This window comes from Pseudovibrio sp. FO-BEG1, assembly GCF_000236645.1.
GTDB lineage: Bacteria > Pseudomonadota > Alphaproteobacteria > Rhizobiales > Stappiaceae > Pseudovibrio.
In genome coordinates, this window is the sequence record NC_016642.1 from 2,707,072 (window position 1) to 2,722,816 (window position 15,745).

Genomic DNA, 15,745 nt, shown 5'->3' on the forward strand with positions numbered 1-15,745 from the left:
CAGGCCACATATGAAGATGCTACTGAAGAGGCCGACAAGCTTTATGGTGGCAATCAGGATGATGTCATTTCAGGGCTTGGTGGCGATGACATCATCTCTGGTGCCAATGGTAATGATACGCTTAATGGCGATGCCGGGAATGATAGCCTCTCAGGAGGAAGTCATGATGATGTCCTGAATGGTGGTGAAGGCAATGACAGTCTTTATGGCGGCAATGACAACGACACGCTAAATGGCGGAGTTGGAAATGATCGCCTGCGTGGAGACAACGGAGCCGACACTCTAACTGGTGGTCTCGGTGATGACACACTTGAAGGTGGACTTGGCAATGACACCTACCATTACAATCTGGGTGATGGCAACGACACGCTGGCAGAGTATCGGTACACTAACTCAGATACCGACCGTTTGATCCTTGGTGCGGGTATTGAGTTGGATGAAGTCCAGTTCACCCGTGTTACAACCGGTAGTAATGTTGATCTTCAGTTGACGTTCAAAGATGGTCACACCTTGCTCATCAGTAAGCAGTTCAGCAGCAACTACGGTGTTGAGTTCATCGAGTTTGCTGACGGCACGGTTCTTGATGCTTATGGTATCATCCAGGCCACATATGAAGATGCTACTGAAGAGGCCGACAAGCTTTATGGTGGCAATCAGGATGATGTCATTTCAGGGCTTGGTGGCGATGACATCATCTCTGGTGCCAATGGTAATGATACGCTTAATGGCGATGCCGGGAATGATAGCCTCTCAGGAGGAAGTCATGATGATGTCCTGAATGGTGGTGAAGGCAATGACAGTCTTTATGGCGGCAATGACAACGACACGCTAAATGGCGGAGTTGGAAATGATCGCCTGCGTGGAGACAACGGAGCCGATGTCTTTAGGTTTGATGGAAATTCCTTTGGTAAGGATACTATTTCAGACTTTAATGTAAATTCTGATACTATTCAGGTGGATGAAAATGTATTTGCAAATTTCGAAGATGTTCTTGAATTGGCAAGTAACGTTGGGAATGCGGTTGTTATCCAACTAGATGACGACAACTCCATTACAATGAATGGTGTCCGGACAGAAGACCTTCAGGCAACGAACTTTGAGTTCCTGATCTAAACGGTGTTCATAAAATGCCGAACGGTAGCAGAGGCAGTTAGTGTAAACTAACTGCCTCTATCTTATATCAACTGGAAGTTGGTAAATCTGCTTCTCAGCATAAGATTCTTGCTTCTTAGTGCTAGATAACTGATATAAACCTATGGTTGCTGTCATTTGATTTTGTATTACAGGCTTCCCAATGTCACCTCTGAAGATACTCAAAAGCCCGCTCTGGATTGCTGATATTGCGTTGGGGGGGAAGTCATTTCGGGGCAATCCGATTATTGGGAGCAGATATCTGAACGAGCGCGGGTTTCATGTGTGGCGCATGGCACTGGCGGAGCGGATGGCGCAGATGCGACGCAGACAGATGGAGCACTTTCTGCCAGCTGAAGACCGGCAGTTCTTTCATGAAAATGGATATGTGGTGCGGCATAATGTGTTGCCGGAGGATGTCTTCAAAGCAGTGCAGGATGAGCTGGAGCAGACAGAATTTGCGGCGCGGGAGATGAAGCAGGGACGAACGGTCACCCGTTTCATTGGCTTGACGCCTGCTATATTGAAACAACTACCCGGCCTGCAAGCCGCTGTGGGGGCCGATATCTTCCAAAAAGGCCTGCGCTATGTAGCATCCAACAATGCAGATCCGCTTGTCTATCTGCATACCGTTCTGTGGGATTTGGATGAAAAGCGCAAAGACCCGCAGACCAACTTTCATTCAGATACATTCCATCCCACAGCCAAAGCCTGGCTGTTCCTGAAAGATGTTGAGGTGGCAGATGGCCCATTCCATTACGTGCCCGGCTCACACAGACTGAATGAAGCGCGCAGAAAATGGGAGTATGAGCAAAGCCTCACCGCAGCAACACATAAAGATGGCAATCATGCTGTCGGATCGTTCCGTGTAACAGAAGATCAACTGCAGGAGATGGGCTTCAGCAAGCCTGTGTCTTTTGCTGTTCCTGCCAATACACTCGTCATAGCAGATACACACGGCTTCCATGCCCGGGGCATCGCAACACGCCAGGGCCTTCGGGTTGGTCTGTACGGCTCTGTCCGTCGCTCTCCATTCTCCCCATGGGCAGGGGGAGATGTTCGATCACTCCCCGGCATCAAGGGCCGCCAGACCGAAATCTTCGGCGCCTACCTTGATTGGCGCAGCAAAAGAGGGCACGGCGTATCTCATTTAGATGTTGGCAAAGTCAAAGCGATGGCACCGCGGGTGCGATAAAGCAAAGGCATGTAGTTCTTCAATTATTTTCTTTTTAGAGCACCCAACTTCCTAGTGTACATGTTTAGCAACATTGAGCATTATCGACATTGATTCAGCTATTGTTTTCGATTTTTGGATTTCCAAATGCGTGCTCCCCTAAAAGTTTCGATATTGTTTTTTTGTGCTGTTCTTCTTCTCGGGGGAATACTATTTGCATTACCATACATCTCAAATCTGACTACAAGCTCCGAACCTCTTCAGACACCTGCGGACTTACAGAATAAAGCGCATGCAGGAGATGCTGATGCGCAGTTTAGTCTGGCTGTACTTCGCCACAAAGGTACAATTTTCAAGCAGGATGATGAAATTGCTTTTGAATGGGCATCTAAAGCTGCGGTTCAGAGCCATGCTGGTGCACAGAACCTCTTAGGTTTCTTTTACATGAATGGCCGTGGGGTTAAGCAAGATTTTGAGCAAGCGGCTAATCTCTTTGAGGAATCATCTCAAGGCGGCAACGCTGACGCAAAACTTAATTTGGCGATTTGCTATTGGAATGGATCTGGGATTGAGCAAGATAAATCAAAAGCTTTAGCTCTTTTGGAAGAGGCTCGGCAACTTGGTCAGAGTGATGCTACGCATAAACTGGCTATGACCTACTTTAATGGAGAATTTGTCAAACAGAATAAGCCAAAGGCTCTCCAATATCTGAAACAGGCTGCGGATCTCGGCAACGACAAGTCACTTTTGATGCTGGGGGAGCTATATCTGAAAGGTGAACTCGTCGAGAAAGATGAAGAACACTCTGCGAAACTCTTTTTGCAGTGTGCCAAGAAGCAGAACTCTGCCTGCCAGTTTATGACTGCATTAAATTATCACAGGGGACGTGGTCTGCCTCAGAATAACAAAGTAGCAAAAAAATGGGCGAAACAGGCTGAGCGGCGTGGCCAAGAACCGGCAAGAGAGTTGCTTGATTTCTTGGAAAAATCTGAAACAGCTCCAGCGAGTAAGTAGGCCTGAGTTCTCTGATGTCTTTAGTGGGCCAGCTGTTTACTCCCACCTCTCCACCTTAACCATGCACCTCACCATTCCATCCCGCTCATAGGTTTCTCAGTGCTGTGACTTGCCAATTTTGTGCAGAAAGGGCAAAAGACTGCGACTTGAGACTGTTTGAGACCGTCGTGAATGACTGAAGCAACAAAAAAACTCTATAATATCAATAGCCCCGTCTTCGCGGTCGCGCCGATGCTTGACTGGACGGATAGGCATTGCCGTGCATTTCACCGGGTCCTTTCCAAGAATTCGCTGCTCTATACTGAGATGGTCACCACTGGCGCCTTGATTCATGGCGACAGGGACCGTCATCTGAACTTCTCCAGACAGGAACAGCCGGTTGCCTGCCAGCTGGGTGGGTCTGATCCCAAAGTATTGGCTGAGTGCGCCAAAATGGTGGAGGACTGGGGCTACGATGAAGTCAACCTCAACGTTGGGTGCCCGTCTGACCGCGTACAGTCTGGCAAGTTCGGTGCCTGCCTCATGCTGGAGCCGGATCTGGTAGCAGAATGCATCGCGGCCATGAAGGATGTTGTTTCCATCCCGGTCACCACCAAATGCCGCATCGGCGTGGATGATCAGGAGCCGGAAGAAGCACTCAACGCACTGGCAGATAAAGTCATCGCCGCTGGTACAGACGCGCTGTGGGTGCATGCCCGCAAGGCATGGCTGAAGGGCCTTAGCCCAAAGGAAAACCGTGATGTGCCGCCGCTGGATTATGACCTTGTTTACCGCCTGAAGCAGCGCCTGCCGGATGTGTTCATCGGCATCAACGGCGGTGTGGCAACACTGGAAGAAACCTCAGCACATCTGGAAAAGCTGGACGGCGTTATGATGGGCCGCGCAGCCTATCAGAACCCAATGTTGCTGGCAGAGGTTGACCGTGTGGTTTACGGTGAGGACGGCACTGCGATCACGCCGGTTGAAGCAATGGATGCCTACCGCGGCTACATCGAAAACGAACTGACTGCCGGAACCAAGCTGGCATCCATCACCCGCCACATTTTGGGAACATACCAAGGTGTTCCGGGCGCTCGCCATTTCCGCCGTATCATGACGGTGGAAGCCAACAAGGTTGGCGCTGGCATTGAGGTGCTGGAGGACGCGCTGGCTGCGGTTTCACATCATCAAAGCGTTGCGCTTGAAGCACGTGAGCAGAAAGAGGCAGCGCTGATTTAGCGTACTCCCGAAAAGTGGCTTCCGGTTTTCGGACGAGAGTACGCGAAAAGAATGCGTACTCCCAAAAAGTGGTCACCGGTTTTCGGATAAGAGTACGCGCATGAAATGCAATTGGAATTGAGGAGGGGACAGCATGGACATGATTTCTGCGTCTATGCTGGGGTTCGGAGCAGCATTGATTGCTTCTGGTGCACTAGCAGGTTTTCTGGCAGGGCTGTTTGGTATTGGAGGCGGCGCGATCCTCGTGCCGATCCTTGTAACCATTCTGACAGAGGTGGGTGTTGATCCGGACGCTGTGGTTCATATCTCAGTGGCCTCTTCTCTGGGCGTCATCGTACCAACCTCTTTGCGCTCCTTCTTCGCACACAAGAAGAAAGGCGCCGTTGACCTGTCCTTGCTGAAAAGCTGGATCATCCCGGTGCCGATTGGCGTGCTGCTGGCCTCATACGTGGCGGCGCTCGTTTCAGGTGATACGCTCAAAGGCATCTTTGCGGTGATCGCGTTTGTGGTCGCTATGCGCATGCTGTTCAATCGTGAAAGCTGGAAACTGGGATCAGACATTCCAGGCAACCCGGTGCGGGCGCTGATAGGCGTGATGATCGGCTTTTTCTCAACGCTCATGGGCATCGGTGGCGGCGTCATGAACAACACCTTCATGACCCTGTTTGGCCGCCCGATCCATCAGGCCGTTGCCACATCTTCTGGGGTTGGTGTGCTGATTTCCATTCCGGCAGTCTTTGGCATGGTTGCAGCCGGGTGGGGCGCTCCCAACCTGCCGCCATTCTCCGTGGGCTACATCAACCTGCTGGCTATCGCGCTGATCATCCCGATCACCATCTACGTGGCTCCTTTGGGCGCACACTTCGCCCACAACCTGCCAAAGCGCAAGCTGGAGCTGGCATTTGGCGTGTTCCTGTTGATCGCTTGCGCAAGGTTTGCATACAGCCTGCTGTAAGCTGCAAGCCATAAGAAACACAAAAGCCGCTGACATCCCTGTCCGCGGCTTTTCTTTTCTCTAAATACTGCGATTTCTTTTAACGCGCCTTCAGGATCAACTGGTTGCCTTCTACGCGCCAGCTGGCGAAGGTGTTGAGGGCGCTCATGCCGAGCAGGCTGGTTGAGAGCATTTCTTCCTGCGCCACAAATGCGGGCACTTCGTTCAGGCGCCAGTCACCAATCTGCATGTCCTGCAAACGCACGCGGGCCACAAAGCCCATGCCGTTGGCGGTAGAAACAGGGATGCTGTAGGAAAGACTATTGGTGTCGATGCCAACCCGGCGTGCGTCTCCGTGAGACAAGGTGATGTGAGAAGCACCGGTGTCCACCAGCATGTCGACAGAAACACCATCCACTTGCACATCAATGAAGAACTGATGGTTGATCCCGCGGGAGATCACCATCTCGCCATCTGCAGATTGAGAGATGGAGCCGGGAAACAGCTCGGACATCACCCGGTCGCGCACGGTCATCAGCTCATAACGGAATGAGTATCCAATCACCAACAGCAGCGCCAGACCACCCCAAAACACCACGGCACCAAACACTTCGCGGATTTGCGGGCGACGAATGAATACGCCCATCATGATCACGATGCCCATGGCCGCAAGGGCGACCAGCCGAGGGCCGTCCTCCTGAAACTTGTCGCCAAGAAACTCAGGTGTTCCAAGATATCCGGTGGCAACGCCAATCAACATGGCGCCGATGAGAATGACAAGGCCTATCGTCCAGCGCATTGCACATCCTCCTGTTTCATAGCCAGAAACTCAGCTTTTCGCGCAGGAAGCTTGGCAAGAATGGTGTGCTGAGCCTGCGCAGAAAGGGAACCCCATCCGGCAATCTCGCTGAGCAATCTCCAGCAACTCACACACATCTTCCGTTCTTCATCCAGCTGGCACAGTTTTAAACACGGGCTGGCTGGTCTTTCTAAAGTACCTGACAAAATACTGTCCTACAAAATCATCGGGTTCAAACCGCTGTGTTCAGCGCGTATCTCCGAAAAGTGGAAACCGGTTTTCGGATAAAGATACGCGAAAATAACGATTAAAGCAGTTCAAGTGTTCACCTTAAATGCGAACTGCTTTAGCGCGTTGCGCCAACGGATCCAGGCGTGCTGATCACGATCTTCGCAGTGTTCCCCAAAAACTCGGTGAAACTGCGTCCAGCGTTTCCAAGACGTCCGCCAATGCTCTGCTGGCTGCGGCTCATCGTGCCTTGTTCAAGGGCATTGACCAGCTGCGGTCCAAACTGAGCAAGTTGCGCGAACTTGTCGTGGTTGACGCTATCCTGACCCTGCACATCCGTCAGGTCAATGACCACAACGCCCAGACTTGTCAGCTCTGCATCATTCTCGATACCGCCCACACGTGCCTTGCCACCGGCAATGCGGCGGGAGAAGCGCAGCGCGCGGTCATCACGCGAAACCAGCACAAACACAGGGTTTGCTCTGTATCCAAGAGAGGTAATCATTGTTTTGAAAACATCAATATCGATGTCCGGTGAAGCCATCACAATGGTGACTTTCTTGTTCTTCAAAAGCCCGTGACCTTTGAGCTCCATCTGCCGCAAGGTCTCCAGCAGCAACAGGTTGCCAAGCGAGTGCGCCAGAATGGTCACCCGCTCTGCATCAGAGTTCACCAGCTCCCGCAACACCTGCTCTAGCCCGTCGCGGGCAACGGTGACGCTGTTGGTGTCGTAAATGTAGTCGGTCAGATTACCAGCGGACGCCCAGGTGAACAGGATCGGCACCCGGTTGATCTTGGCATCTGCTGCCATCTGCGCAAGGCGGAACACGCCCTCAGAAAAGCGGGTGTTGTAGCCATGAATGAACAGCACAGCCTCGCGCTCGCGGCCAGCACGTTTTGCAATCGCTTGGTTGACCTGCTGGCGGAAAGCCGCATTGCCGTCAATGTAAGCCGCCTGCCGCACCACGAAGTCGGTGTTCGGGTTGCCCGGAGGCGAAGAGGCCCACTCAATCCTGCCGGGCTTGTGGGTCGGCGGAATGGAAATGGTGGCCGAAGCAAAGTCTAGCTCTTCAGACCGCTTGGAGGTGTAAAGGGCAGGGGGATGTTCAGCACGCGCCCGCGTGGTCGCCACAAGGATATGAACATCCTTGGTCCCTTCGGCTTCTTCAAGCGAAATCTCAAGTGAATCCGGTCCAGGCCTGGAGGCACAACCGGCAAGGACGGCAGCGGCCAGCCCAAGGGCAGCAGCTCGTTTGAATGCTGAAAGTGCACAAGCAAAGGATAGCTTCATAATGTCTCCGGCCCGAGAACTGTAAAAAGGGTTTCACGCGCTTGTAGGCAAACAATGCGCGTAGATTAAAGCTAAAATGCTAGCAAATGATTGCACAAAAATGGTTTCTTGCAGCGCCTTACCCACAAAAGCAGAGGAATGCCTCTGGTTTTTAAGGGGGCGAACACAGCTTCTAAAGAGAAAGGACGCCCAGCAGGAAGCCCAGTGAACCGATTTGTTGCGCAGCCCCCAAAACATCACCCGTAATGCCTTTGACTTTGGTGAGGGACAGCTTCGCCAGCGCCCACACCAGCACAAAGCTCACACCAGCCCCAATCACCACCTGCCAGAAGCTCAAGAAAAACAGGCTGACAGCAATCAACGGCAGCGCAAAGCAACCAGCCCAGTAAACCGCGATGTTCTCAGGCACGCCAAAGCGCGTGGAAAGACCGCCCTGATACGCCGCCGGCATAGTGTGCCAGATCCAGACCATGCCAACCCGGCCAATCGTCTCCGCTGCCAGATAGCCAAGAGCTGTCCCAAAGCCGCCAAACGCCTCCAGCAAGGTGGCCAGCAGCAGCCAGCGCAGGCTTAACGAGAGCACAAGCGCCACAGTGCCAAACGCACCAATCCGGCTGTCCTTCATGATCTCAAGCCGCCGCTCAGCCGTATGACCACCAAAGAACCCGTCTACCACATCAGAAAGGCCGTCCTCATGCAGGCAGCCCTGAACAGCAGCCGCTACGCCAACCGCAATCAACGCCACAACAGCGGCGGGCAGGGCGCTTTGTGAAAGCAGCCACAATACTAGCATGCTGGGCAGGGAGATCACCACACCGGCCAGCGGAATACTGCGGGAGCGCAAACGAAAATCCGGAGCTGTGTTCAGATCATCCCATCTTCCCAGTTTTGGTAGAGGAATACGGGAGAAAAAGCGCACCAGCTCAGCCACCTCCGCCAGAATATGGGAAGAGGAAGGAAGAGAATCTTCGTTGCGTTGATCGTCGGACATGATGGTTTCTCACAGAAATAAATCAGACCAGAACGGCCACCGAAATCAGTTAGAGCAACAATTTGTAGTTTGCAAAGCCGTGGAAACCACAAATAGTTGATAAGTCTCATTTGTATTCTGCTTCCGGTGGCTTATAGATCTGCGCAAACAACAAAGCGCAAAAACTCATTTTGCGGGTTACCAAAGTTCGGAGAAGCGTATGTCTCTTGCAACGTCTGCACTGCCATTCGATGATATCAGAAACCTGGTCGGCGCAATGCCGGGTCCAAGCCTTGAAGCGGTCGAGGCGGTGAAAAAACGTGATGCGCAGCTGACGAAGCCTCTGGGGTCTCTGGGCCGTCTGGAAGAGCTGGTGGAATGGCTGGCTGCCTGGCAGGGCCTGCCAATGCCAAAAGTCACCCGTCCGCTCGTAGCTGTGTTTGCAGCCAACCACGGCGTTGCTGACAAAGGCGTCTCTGCTTTCCCGAAAGAAGTGACCGCGCAGATGGTCTCCAACTTTGCAGCTGGCGGCGCCGCCGTGAACCAGCTCTGCATTGCCTATGACCTCGGCCTCAAAGTGTTTGAACTGGCGCTGGAAATGCCAACCCCGGACATCTCCGAGGAAGACGCCTTTGAAGAATCCGAATGCGCAGCAACCATGGCCTTTGGCATGGAAGCAATCTCTGGTGGCACAGATCTGCTCTGCCTTGGCGAAATGGGCATCGCAAACACCACCGTTGCAGCAGCCATCTTCTACGCCCTGTTTGGCGGCACAGCAGAAGAGTGGGTCGGTCCGGGCACTGGTGTTCAGGGCGACGCGCTGAAAAACAAGATTACCGTAGTTGAGCAGGCTGTACAGCGGATCGGTGGTCCGGGCAAAGTTGAGCCTCTGGAAGTTCTGCGCCGGATTGGTGGCCGCGAAATCGCAGCAATGGCAGGTGTTATTCTGGCAGCACGCATGCAGCAGGTTCCTGTTGTGATTGATGGCTTCGTCACCTCCGCAGCAGCTGCCATCCTCTACAAGATGGACAAGACCGCATTGGAGCACTGTGTGTTCTCTCATGCCTCCGCTGAACCAGCGCACCGCCGCGCTCTGACTGAAATGGGCGGCAAGCCACTTCTGGATCTGGGCATGCGTCTTGGTGAAGGCTCTGGCGCAGCAATCGCGGCAGGCATCATCAAAGCAGCAGCAGCAACCCACTCCGGCATGGCGACCTTCGCTGATGCAGGCGTTGCAGCTCAGGACTAATTTGAGAATAACCCCTCCGCTGAGGAGGGGGATAAATTGAAAAGGCCGCCTCACTCGCACGAGTTGAGGCGGCCTTTTCTCATCTCAGTAAAGAACGCAGAAAAAACGCATTTCTTTCAAACCAACGCACATTTCAACGCAAACGCGGTTTGATGAGCTGCGTTAATCGACAAAGCGCCAGGTATCAGCGCCATCAAAATGGCGAACACGGATGTCTTTGACGTCCTCAGCAGGCACCAGGCGCGTGTTCACCGCCATTCTATCCCCCTCAGGGTCAACCGGCGCCCAATGCGTAGTGTTTCCGCATGTCTTGCAGGTATGGAACTCCAATTCCTTGTCGCCCCACACATACGCAAAAGTCGCGTCCGGCTCTTTCTCGATGGTTACGTTCTTCGGCGAGCCATGAGCCCAGACAGTTCCAAAACGGCGACAGGCAGAGCAGTTACACTCCGTCAGCCACTCTGGGTTTTCCCGATATTCAAACTTAACTGCACCGCAATGGCATGAGCCACGTAGCATGTGTTTCTCCCTGATAATGAATTGAAGCACGATCCGCAAAAGCAAAGCCAGACGGCTCAAAGGATCACGCAGAAAAAGAAAGTGATTTAATCCAGAAACTGCCCTGTATCCGCACCATCAAAATGGCGAATGGGAATGTCTTTCACATCCTCAAACGGAACAAGCCGCGTGTTGACCGCCATGCGATCATAGTCCTCGTCCAGATCTGACCAGTGAGTGGTGTTTCCGCAGGTTTTGCAGGTGTGAAACGCGATCATCTTATCACCCCAGATGTAGGTGAACGTCGCATCCGGCGCTTTCTCAATGGTCACGTTCTTGGGTGAACCATGCGCCCAGATGGTGCCGTAACGACGGCATGCAGAGCAGTTGCACTCTGTAAGCCATTCTGGTTCTTCACGGAATTCAAACTTGACTGCGCCGCAGTGGCACGACCCTCGAAGCATACAATCCCCCAACAGATGCATCTGGAACAAATAAGGAACGTATATCCTTATCCGGCCCGAAGCAAGGGCTCTCTGTCTTTGCCTGTGGTTGGGTCTGGCGTCGGGATAGGATCGATATGGCTCAACACGCGCTTGGCGGGCAGGGAGATGGTCGCCTGCGTTCCTTCACGCAGCTTGGAGGCCAGCTTAAACTCGCCCTCATGCATATGCGCCAAAGCCTGCACAATGGAAAGGCCAAGGCCAGTGCCTTGCTCTGCATCCTGAATAGCCTGCGTGCCCTGCCCAAAGGCCTGCAACACCACTGGGATCTCTTCCTCAGGAATACCGGCACCCGTGTCACTGACGCTGATATACTGTCCTCCAGCACCATCAATGCCCACGTGAATGGAGATTTCCCCCTCAGGTGGAGTAAACTTCACGGCGTTGGTGAGCAAGTTCAGCACCATCTGGCGCAGTGCTTTCTCATCCGCCCAGACCTTGCTCAGGCCCTTCTCATAGACTTCGTGGATCTCGATGTTCTTCGCCGCCGCCCGCATATGCATCATATGCTTACAGGCCGCTGCCACATCACGCAGACAGACAGGTTCTTCCTGCAGCTCATAACGACCAGCTTCAATGCGCGACAGATCCAGAATCTCGTTGATCAGATTGAGCAGATGTTGGCCCGACTGATTGATATCCTTGGAGTAATCCAAGTATGTTTGATTATGCATAGGGCCAAGAACTTCGTCCTTCATCACCTCTGAAAAGCCGAGAATCGCATTCAGAGGTGTGCGTAATTCGTGACTCATTGTCGCAAGAAAACGCGTCTTGGCCAGGTTTGCTTCCTCCGCACGGCGCCGCGCTTCCTGAGAAATTGCATTCACCTGTTCCATTTCTGAAATCAGATGATCCTTCTCGGCGCGGTACTCAAGCAGGGTCAAAGCTGAGGTATGGAGCTGCTTGCTGAGGATGTAAAAGAACACTTGTGCCCCAATGGCCATCAGCCCCATCGCGTAGTGAGGCATGCTGTCATACTGCCAGAAACTGAAGATCAGGGCACCTGTAATCGGGGCTGTGGCAGCCAGCAAAGCACCGGGCAGGGGAGAGGACAACATGGTCGCCATAGCAATGACGATCAGCATAGTCGCAAACTGGAAAACACCGAACCCATAGTCCGTGTTGAATTGCAGGTTGCTGATGAAAAAGATAGCCCAAACAATGCCATAGAGCATATCGCCTGCAAAAAGTTCCCTGCGGATTGAACGCAGATTACCTTCCTGACTAAGGCTCTTTTCCATGCGTTTTGTAGAGAGAATAATGATGGAGTGCGCGAGCAGCATGGCTACAAGCCAGCCGCCAGCCACCTCCACGGGAAGCCAGACGCTGGAGATGGTCGCGGCCACAATGGCGATCATCGGCATGGCATAGGCCACCGACAATCTGTTCTTCACGAACATCAAAATAAGATCAGCTTCAAAGCTGGGGCGGACCCCCTCGACCGTGCCAAGACGTTCGCGAGCATCCTTTACGGTACGTGCAACTTCGCGCCGGCGATTTGCTCGGGCGCGATTAATAGTTGTTTTGTCCTTACTATTCTGCGACGATCCGTTGTTCATGTATTCTCGGCCTCTGTGTGCCAATAGATTGACGGGATACTTGCCCTTTTGACCAGAATGAACATGATCTCTTAAGATTGCTCTGATTCATAGGGTTAACGTCGAGTTTACGGGGACCACAAAATGGTAGATTATCGCCCCATTTTGGGACAGTTTCTCCTGTAGATTGTGAGGGCAACAGCTCGTGGTTGTTGGGAGGCACCATTGAAACTTTATAGCCATAGGCAAGCACCTAACCCCTTTCGCGTCACCTTGTTCCTTGCGGAGAAGGGCGTTAAGGTTAACACTGCCTACGTAGATTTCATGCATGGCGAATTGAAGGCAGAAGAGTTTAAAGCGATCAATCCTTGTCAGCGATTGCCCGTGCTCGTGCTGGATGATGGAACGGCAATTTCCGAAAGCTGCGCCATCTGTCGTTACATTGAAGAAATGAACCCTCTCAAGCCTTTGCTGGGCCAGACGGCCAAGGAAAGAGCGCTGATCGAGATGTGGAACCGGCGCGCTGATCTGGGCTTGTTAAATCAGGTTTCTCAGGTATTCCGCCACACCAACCCGGCCATGGCTCCGCTGGAGCAACCGCAGGTGAAAGAGTGGGGGGAGGCCAATCGCCCCAAAATTCTCGAAACACTCGCCATCTTCGACGCGCAGCTTGCCAACAATCGCTATGTAGCTGGAGACCGATACTCCATTGCTGACATCACATTGTTCGCAGCAATCAACTTTGCCCGCGTAATTAAGCTGCAAGTCCCTGAAGAACTTGGTAATCTGCGCCGATGGTATGCAAAGATGATAGAGCGTCCGGGAGTGCAGGCAGCGCTTCAGGTGATGAAGGAAACCTCCAGCGCTTAAAAGAGCGCATAGCCGCGTGTCGGGTCTGTGTTGAGCAGCCCATCCGTCAGCCATTGCCTCATGAGCCAAGGCCAGTTGTTGTGCTGTCGTCTACGGCGCGCATTGCCATATGCGGTCAGGCACCGGGAACCCGCGTCCACGCCTCTGGTAAGCCGTTTACAGACCCTTCTGGAGATCGCCTGCGCGACTGGATGGGCATTGGCGAAGAGGTCTTCTACGACCCCGCCAAACTTGCAATTATCCCCATGGGCTTCTGTTTTCCGGGGTTGGACTCCAAAGGTGGCGACAAGCCCCCAAGGCCAGAATGCAAGAAAACGTGGCATCAAGAAATATTCAGCAATATGCCGCAAATCGAAACATTGCTTGCAATAGGTGGCTACGCGCAGGCCTATCACATGCCCGAACTCACCAAACCCCGCCTCTGGGAAACCATCGCTGAGTTCAGATCAGTCTGGGAAACCACCTGCGATCGCCACGCCAAAGGCCTCGGCCCAAGAGTTCTCCCTCTCCCACATCCCTCCTGGCGCAACAACGCCCACATAAAAAAGCATCCCTGGTTCGAAAAAGAGCTCCTTCCGCTCCTGAAAGAAGAAGTCAGCCGCTTACTCATGTGATTTGAGAGATTCTTTTTTCAATCCACCCATGAATATGGCAACGCATTCCTTTAGCTCTTGCCAAATTCTATGTTGATGAAAATAAATTTCACCGATTTAAGGTGATGTAGAATGAAAACCTATATTCCTGCGAATATCTTGGCGTTTGAAGCTGGAATAACATTTCCCATGACCTTATGCTTCCTGCAATGATTTTGCGCCAAACAATAATTCCGGTGGGAGATAGGGGTATAATATGATCGATAGGATCGACCGTCGCATTCTGTCCATTCTACAAGAAGACAGCACCGTTCCTGTAGCTGAAATCGGCCGCCGTGTTGGCCTGTCCACCACCCCTTGCTGGCGCCGCATCCAGAAGATGGAAGAGGACGGTGTCATCACCCGCCGCGTTGCCGTGCTTGATCCAAAGAAGGTCAACGCCAAAGTCACCGCATTCGTGGCTATCACCACCAATGAACACACCGATGACTGGCTCCGCAAATTTGCCGATGTGATCCGCGAGTTCCCAGAAGTGGTAGAATTCTACCGCATGGCCGGGCAGGTGGACTACCTGCTGCGCGTCGCCGTGCCGGATATCGATGCCTACGACGATTTCTACAAGCGTTTGATTGCAAAGGTAAACATCGCAGACGTGTCCACGTCCTTCGCGATGGAGCAGATCAAATACACCACCGAGCTGCCACTCTCTTACATTGTCGCTGAAAAGCCAAAAGCGAACATGTCCTAAGAGTTTGAAGCGTTACGCACTATGAAAAAGCCCCGGTCATGTGATCGGGGCTTTTTGCTTTATTATTTCTTATCCGCGTTGTTCAGTCGGGCAATCAGACTGGATGTATCCCAGCGGTTACCACCCATGGCCTGAACTTCTGCATAGAACTGATCAACCAGAGCAGTCACCGGAAGGCGCGCACCAACCTCGTCAGCAGCTTCTAGACAGATCTTCAGATCCTTGCGCATCCAGTCCACCGCAAAGCCGTGCTCAAACTCGCCATCACGCATGGTTTCCCAGCGATTTTCCATCTGCCAGGACTGAGCCGCACCACCGCGCACTGCTGAAATAGCTTTCTCAACATCAAGGCCAGACTTCTGCGCAAAGTGGATCGCTTCAGAAAGACCCTGCACCAGACCAGCAATACAAATCTGGTTCACCATCTTGGTCTGCTGTCCCGCACCCACAGGGCCCATAAGGCCGGCGAACTTGGAGAAGCAATCGATGAACGGCTTTGCACGATCAAAGACCTCCTGCTCACCGCCGATCATCACGGTCAGAACGCCATTTTCAGCACCAGCCTGTCCACCAGAAACCGGCGCATCAAGGAAAGAAAATCCCCCTGCGCGCGCCGCTTCATCCAGCTCACGCGCAACCTGCGCAGACGCTGTTGTGTGGTCCACGAAAATGGCGCCAGCCTTCATGCCGTGGAATGCGCCATTCTCGCCGGTCGTGACAGAGCGCAGGTCGTTGTCGTTGCCAACACAAGCAAAAACAACGTCGCAACCCTCAGCGGCCTCCTGAGGCGTCAGAGCGAATGATCCGCCATACTCTTTGGCCCATGCCTCTGCTTTAGCTGTTGTCCGGTTGTAAACGGTAACGTCATGCCCCCCGCGAGAGGCCAGAAAACCCGCCATTGGGTATCCCATTACGCCCAAACCAATAAACGCGACCTTTGCCATCGGACTATCCTTATAAACTTGAATCAGAGCGCAGCAACACTAT

17 protein-coding genes and 1 pseudogene are annotated in these 15,745 nt (G+C 52.9%); 10 read left to right on the forward strand and 8 right to left on the reverse strand.

The window, feature by feature from the left end:
* Window positions 1–33 precede the first annotated feature (33 nt).
* From PSE_RS27845 to PSE_RS12445, 6 genes and pseudogenes are all read left to right on the forward strand, one after another.
* Window positions 34–792: pseudogene (locus PSE_RS27845) on the forward strand (calcium-binding protein); the annotation flags it as partial.
* Complete coding sequence (locus PSE_RS27850) at window positions 775–1,113, forward strand: hypothetical protein (protein WP_371260876.1); 339 nt, start codon at window positions 775–777, stop codon at window positions 1,111–1,113. The pseudogene PSE_RS27845 and the gene PSE_RS27850, both read left to right, overlap by 18 nt.
* 181 nt (window positions 1,114–1,294) lie before the next feature.
* Window positions 1,295–2,326, forward strand: a complete 1,032-nt coding sequence (locus tag PSE_RS12430) for a phytanoyl-CoA dioxygenase family protein (protein ID WP_014285188.1) — start codon at window positions 1,295–1,297, stop codon at window positions 2,324–2,326.
* Between the two features lie 126 nt (window positions 2,327–2,452).
* A complete protein-coding gene (locus PSE_RS12435) occupies window positions 2,453–3,319 on the forward strand; it encodes a tetratricopeptide repeat protein (RefSeq protein ID WP_008551868.1) in 867 nt (288 codons plus the stop codon).
* Between the two features lie 171 nt (window positions 3,320–3,490).
* A complete protein-coding gene (gene dusA / locus PSE_RS12440; protein WP_041768408.1) occupies window positions 3,491–4,537 on the forward strand; it encodes a tRNA dihydrouridine(20/20a) synthase DusA in 1,047 nt (348 codons plus the stop codon).
* A 133-nt stretch (window positions 4,538–4,670) separates the two neighbouring features.
* The gene (locus PSE_RS12445) at window positions 4,671–5,492 is read left to right on the forward strand and encodes a sulfite exporter TauE/SafE family protein (RefSeq protein ID WP_008552000.1); all 822 of its coding nucleotides are present in this window, start codon (window positions 4,671–4,673) and stop codon (window positions 5,490–5,492) included.
* 79 nt (window positions 5,493–5,571) lie between these two features.
* On the opposite strand, the gene PSE_RS12450 is transcribed toward PSE_RS12445, so the two are convergent.
* The 4 genes from PSE_RS12450 to PSE_RS12460 form a co-directional block, all read right to left on the reverse strand.
* Window positions 5,572–6,270, reverse strand: coding sequence for a TIGR02281 family clan AA aspartic protease (locus tag PSE_RS12450; RefSeq protein WP_014285191.1), 699 nt, complete (start codon window positions 6,268–6,270; stop codon window positions 5,572–5,574).
* Window positions 6,255–6,476 carry a DUF1289 domain-containing protein gene (locus tag PSE_RS26970; protein ID WP_256378187.1) on the reverse strand — a complete coding sequence of 74 codons (222 nt, stop codon included), beginning with the start codon at window positions 6,474–6,476 and terminating at the stop codon, window positions 6,255–6,257. The genes PSE_RS12450 and PSE_RS26970 overlap by 16 nt, the downstream gene beginning before the upstream one ends.
* A gap of 140 nt (window positions 6,477–6,616) precedes the next feature.
* Window positions 6,617–7,789, reverse strand: coding sequence for an alpha/beta hydrolase (locus PSE_RS12455; RefSeq protein ID WP_014285193.1), 1,173 nt, complete (start codon window positions 7,787–7,789; stop codon window positions 6,617–6,619).
* A 172-nt stretch (window positions 7,790–7,961) separates the two neighbouring features.
* Entirely contained in the window at window positions 7,962–8,780 is an 819-nt protein-coding gene (locus PSE_RS12460; RefSeq protein WP_014285194.1) for an adenosylcobinamide-GDP ribazoletransferase, read from the reverse strand.
* Between the two features lie 199 nt (window positions 8,781–8,979).
* Here PSE_RS12460 and cobT point away from each other — a divergent pair, with 199 nt between their 5' ends.
* Window positions 8,980–10,008, forward strand: a complete 1,029-nt coding sequence (gene cobT, locus PSE_RS12465) for a nicotinate-nucleotide--dimethylbenzimidazole phosphoribosyltransferase (protein ID WP_008551789.1) — start codon at window positions 8,980–8,982, stop codon at window positions 10,006–10,008.
* A gap of 162 nt (window positions 10,009–10,170) precedes the next feature.
* On the opposite strand, the gene PSE_RS27455 is transcribed toward cobT, so the two are convergent.
* The 3 genes from PSE_RS27455 to PSE_RS12480 form a co-directional block, all read right to left on the reverse strand.
* Complete coding sequence (locus PSE_RS27455) at window positions 10,171–10,527, reverse strand: GFA family protein (protein ID WP_208608709.1); 357 nt, start codon at window positions 10,525–10,527, stop codon at window positions 10,171–10,173.
* Window positions 10,528–10,613: 86 nt separating this feature from the next.
* Window positions 10,614–10,970 carry a GFA family protein gene (locus tag PSE_RS27460; RefSeq protein WP_208608708.1) on the reverse strand — a complete coding sequence of 119 codons (357 nt, stop codon included), beginning with the start codon at window positions 10,968–10,970 and terminating at the stop codon, window positions 10,614–10,616.
* A gap of 47 nt (window positions 10,971–11,017) precedes the next feature.
* On the reverse strand, window positions 11,018–12,568 hold the full coding sequence (locus tag PSE_RS12480) for a HAMP domain-containing sensor histidine kinase (RefSeq protein WP_148266140.1): 1,551 nt from the start codon (window positions 12,566–12,568) through the stop codon (window positions 11,018–11,020).
* A gap of 204 nt (window positions 12,569–12,772) precedes the next feature.
* Between PSE_RS12480 and PSE_RS12485 the strand changes: the two genes are divergently transcribed.
* The 3 genes from PSE_RS12485 to PSE_RS12495 all read left to right on the forward strand — a co-directional run bounded on the left by PSE_RS12485 (window position 12,773) and on the right by PSE_RS12495 (window position 14,758).
* Window positions 12,773–13,417 carry a glutathione S-transferase gene (locus PSE_RS12485; protein ID WP_083416517.1) on the forward strand — a complete coding sequence of 215 codons (645 nt, stop codon included), beginning with the start codon at window positions 12,773–12,775 and terminating at the stop codon, window positions 13,415–13,417.
* 80 nt (window positions 13,418–13,497) lie between these two features.
* Window positions 13,498–14,031 carry a uracil-DNA glycosylase family protein gene (locus PSE_RS12490; protein ID WP_014285197.1) on the forward strand — a complete coding sequence of 178 codons (534 nt, stop codon included), beginning with the start codon at window positions 13,498–13,500 and terminating at the stop codon, window positions 14,029–14,031.
* A 235-nt stretch (window positions 14,032–14,266) separates the two neighbouring features.
* Window positions 14,267–14,758: an Lrp/AsnC family transcriptional regulator gene (locus PSE_RS12495; RefSeq protein WP_008551814.1), complete on the forward strand. Its 492-nt coding sequence runs from the start codon at window positions 14,267–14,269 to the stop codon at window positions 14,756–14,758.
* Window positions 14,759–14,820: 62 nt separating this feature from the next.
* Here PSE_RS12495 and PSE_RS12500 read toward each other — a convergent pair whose 3' ends face one another.
* Window positions 14,821–15,702 carry an NAD(P)-dependent oxidoreductase gene (locus tag PSE_RS12500; RefSeq protein ID WP_014285198.1) on the reverse strand — a complete coding sequence of 294 codons (882 nt, stop codon included), beginning with the start codon at window positions 15,700–15,702 and terminating at the stop codon, window positions 14,821–14,823.
* Window positions 15,703–15,745: the final 43 nt, after the last annotated feature.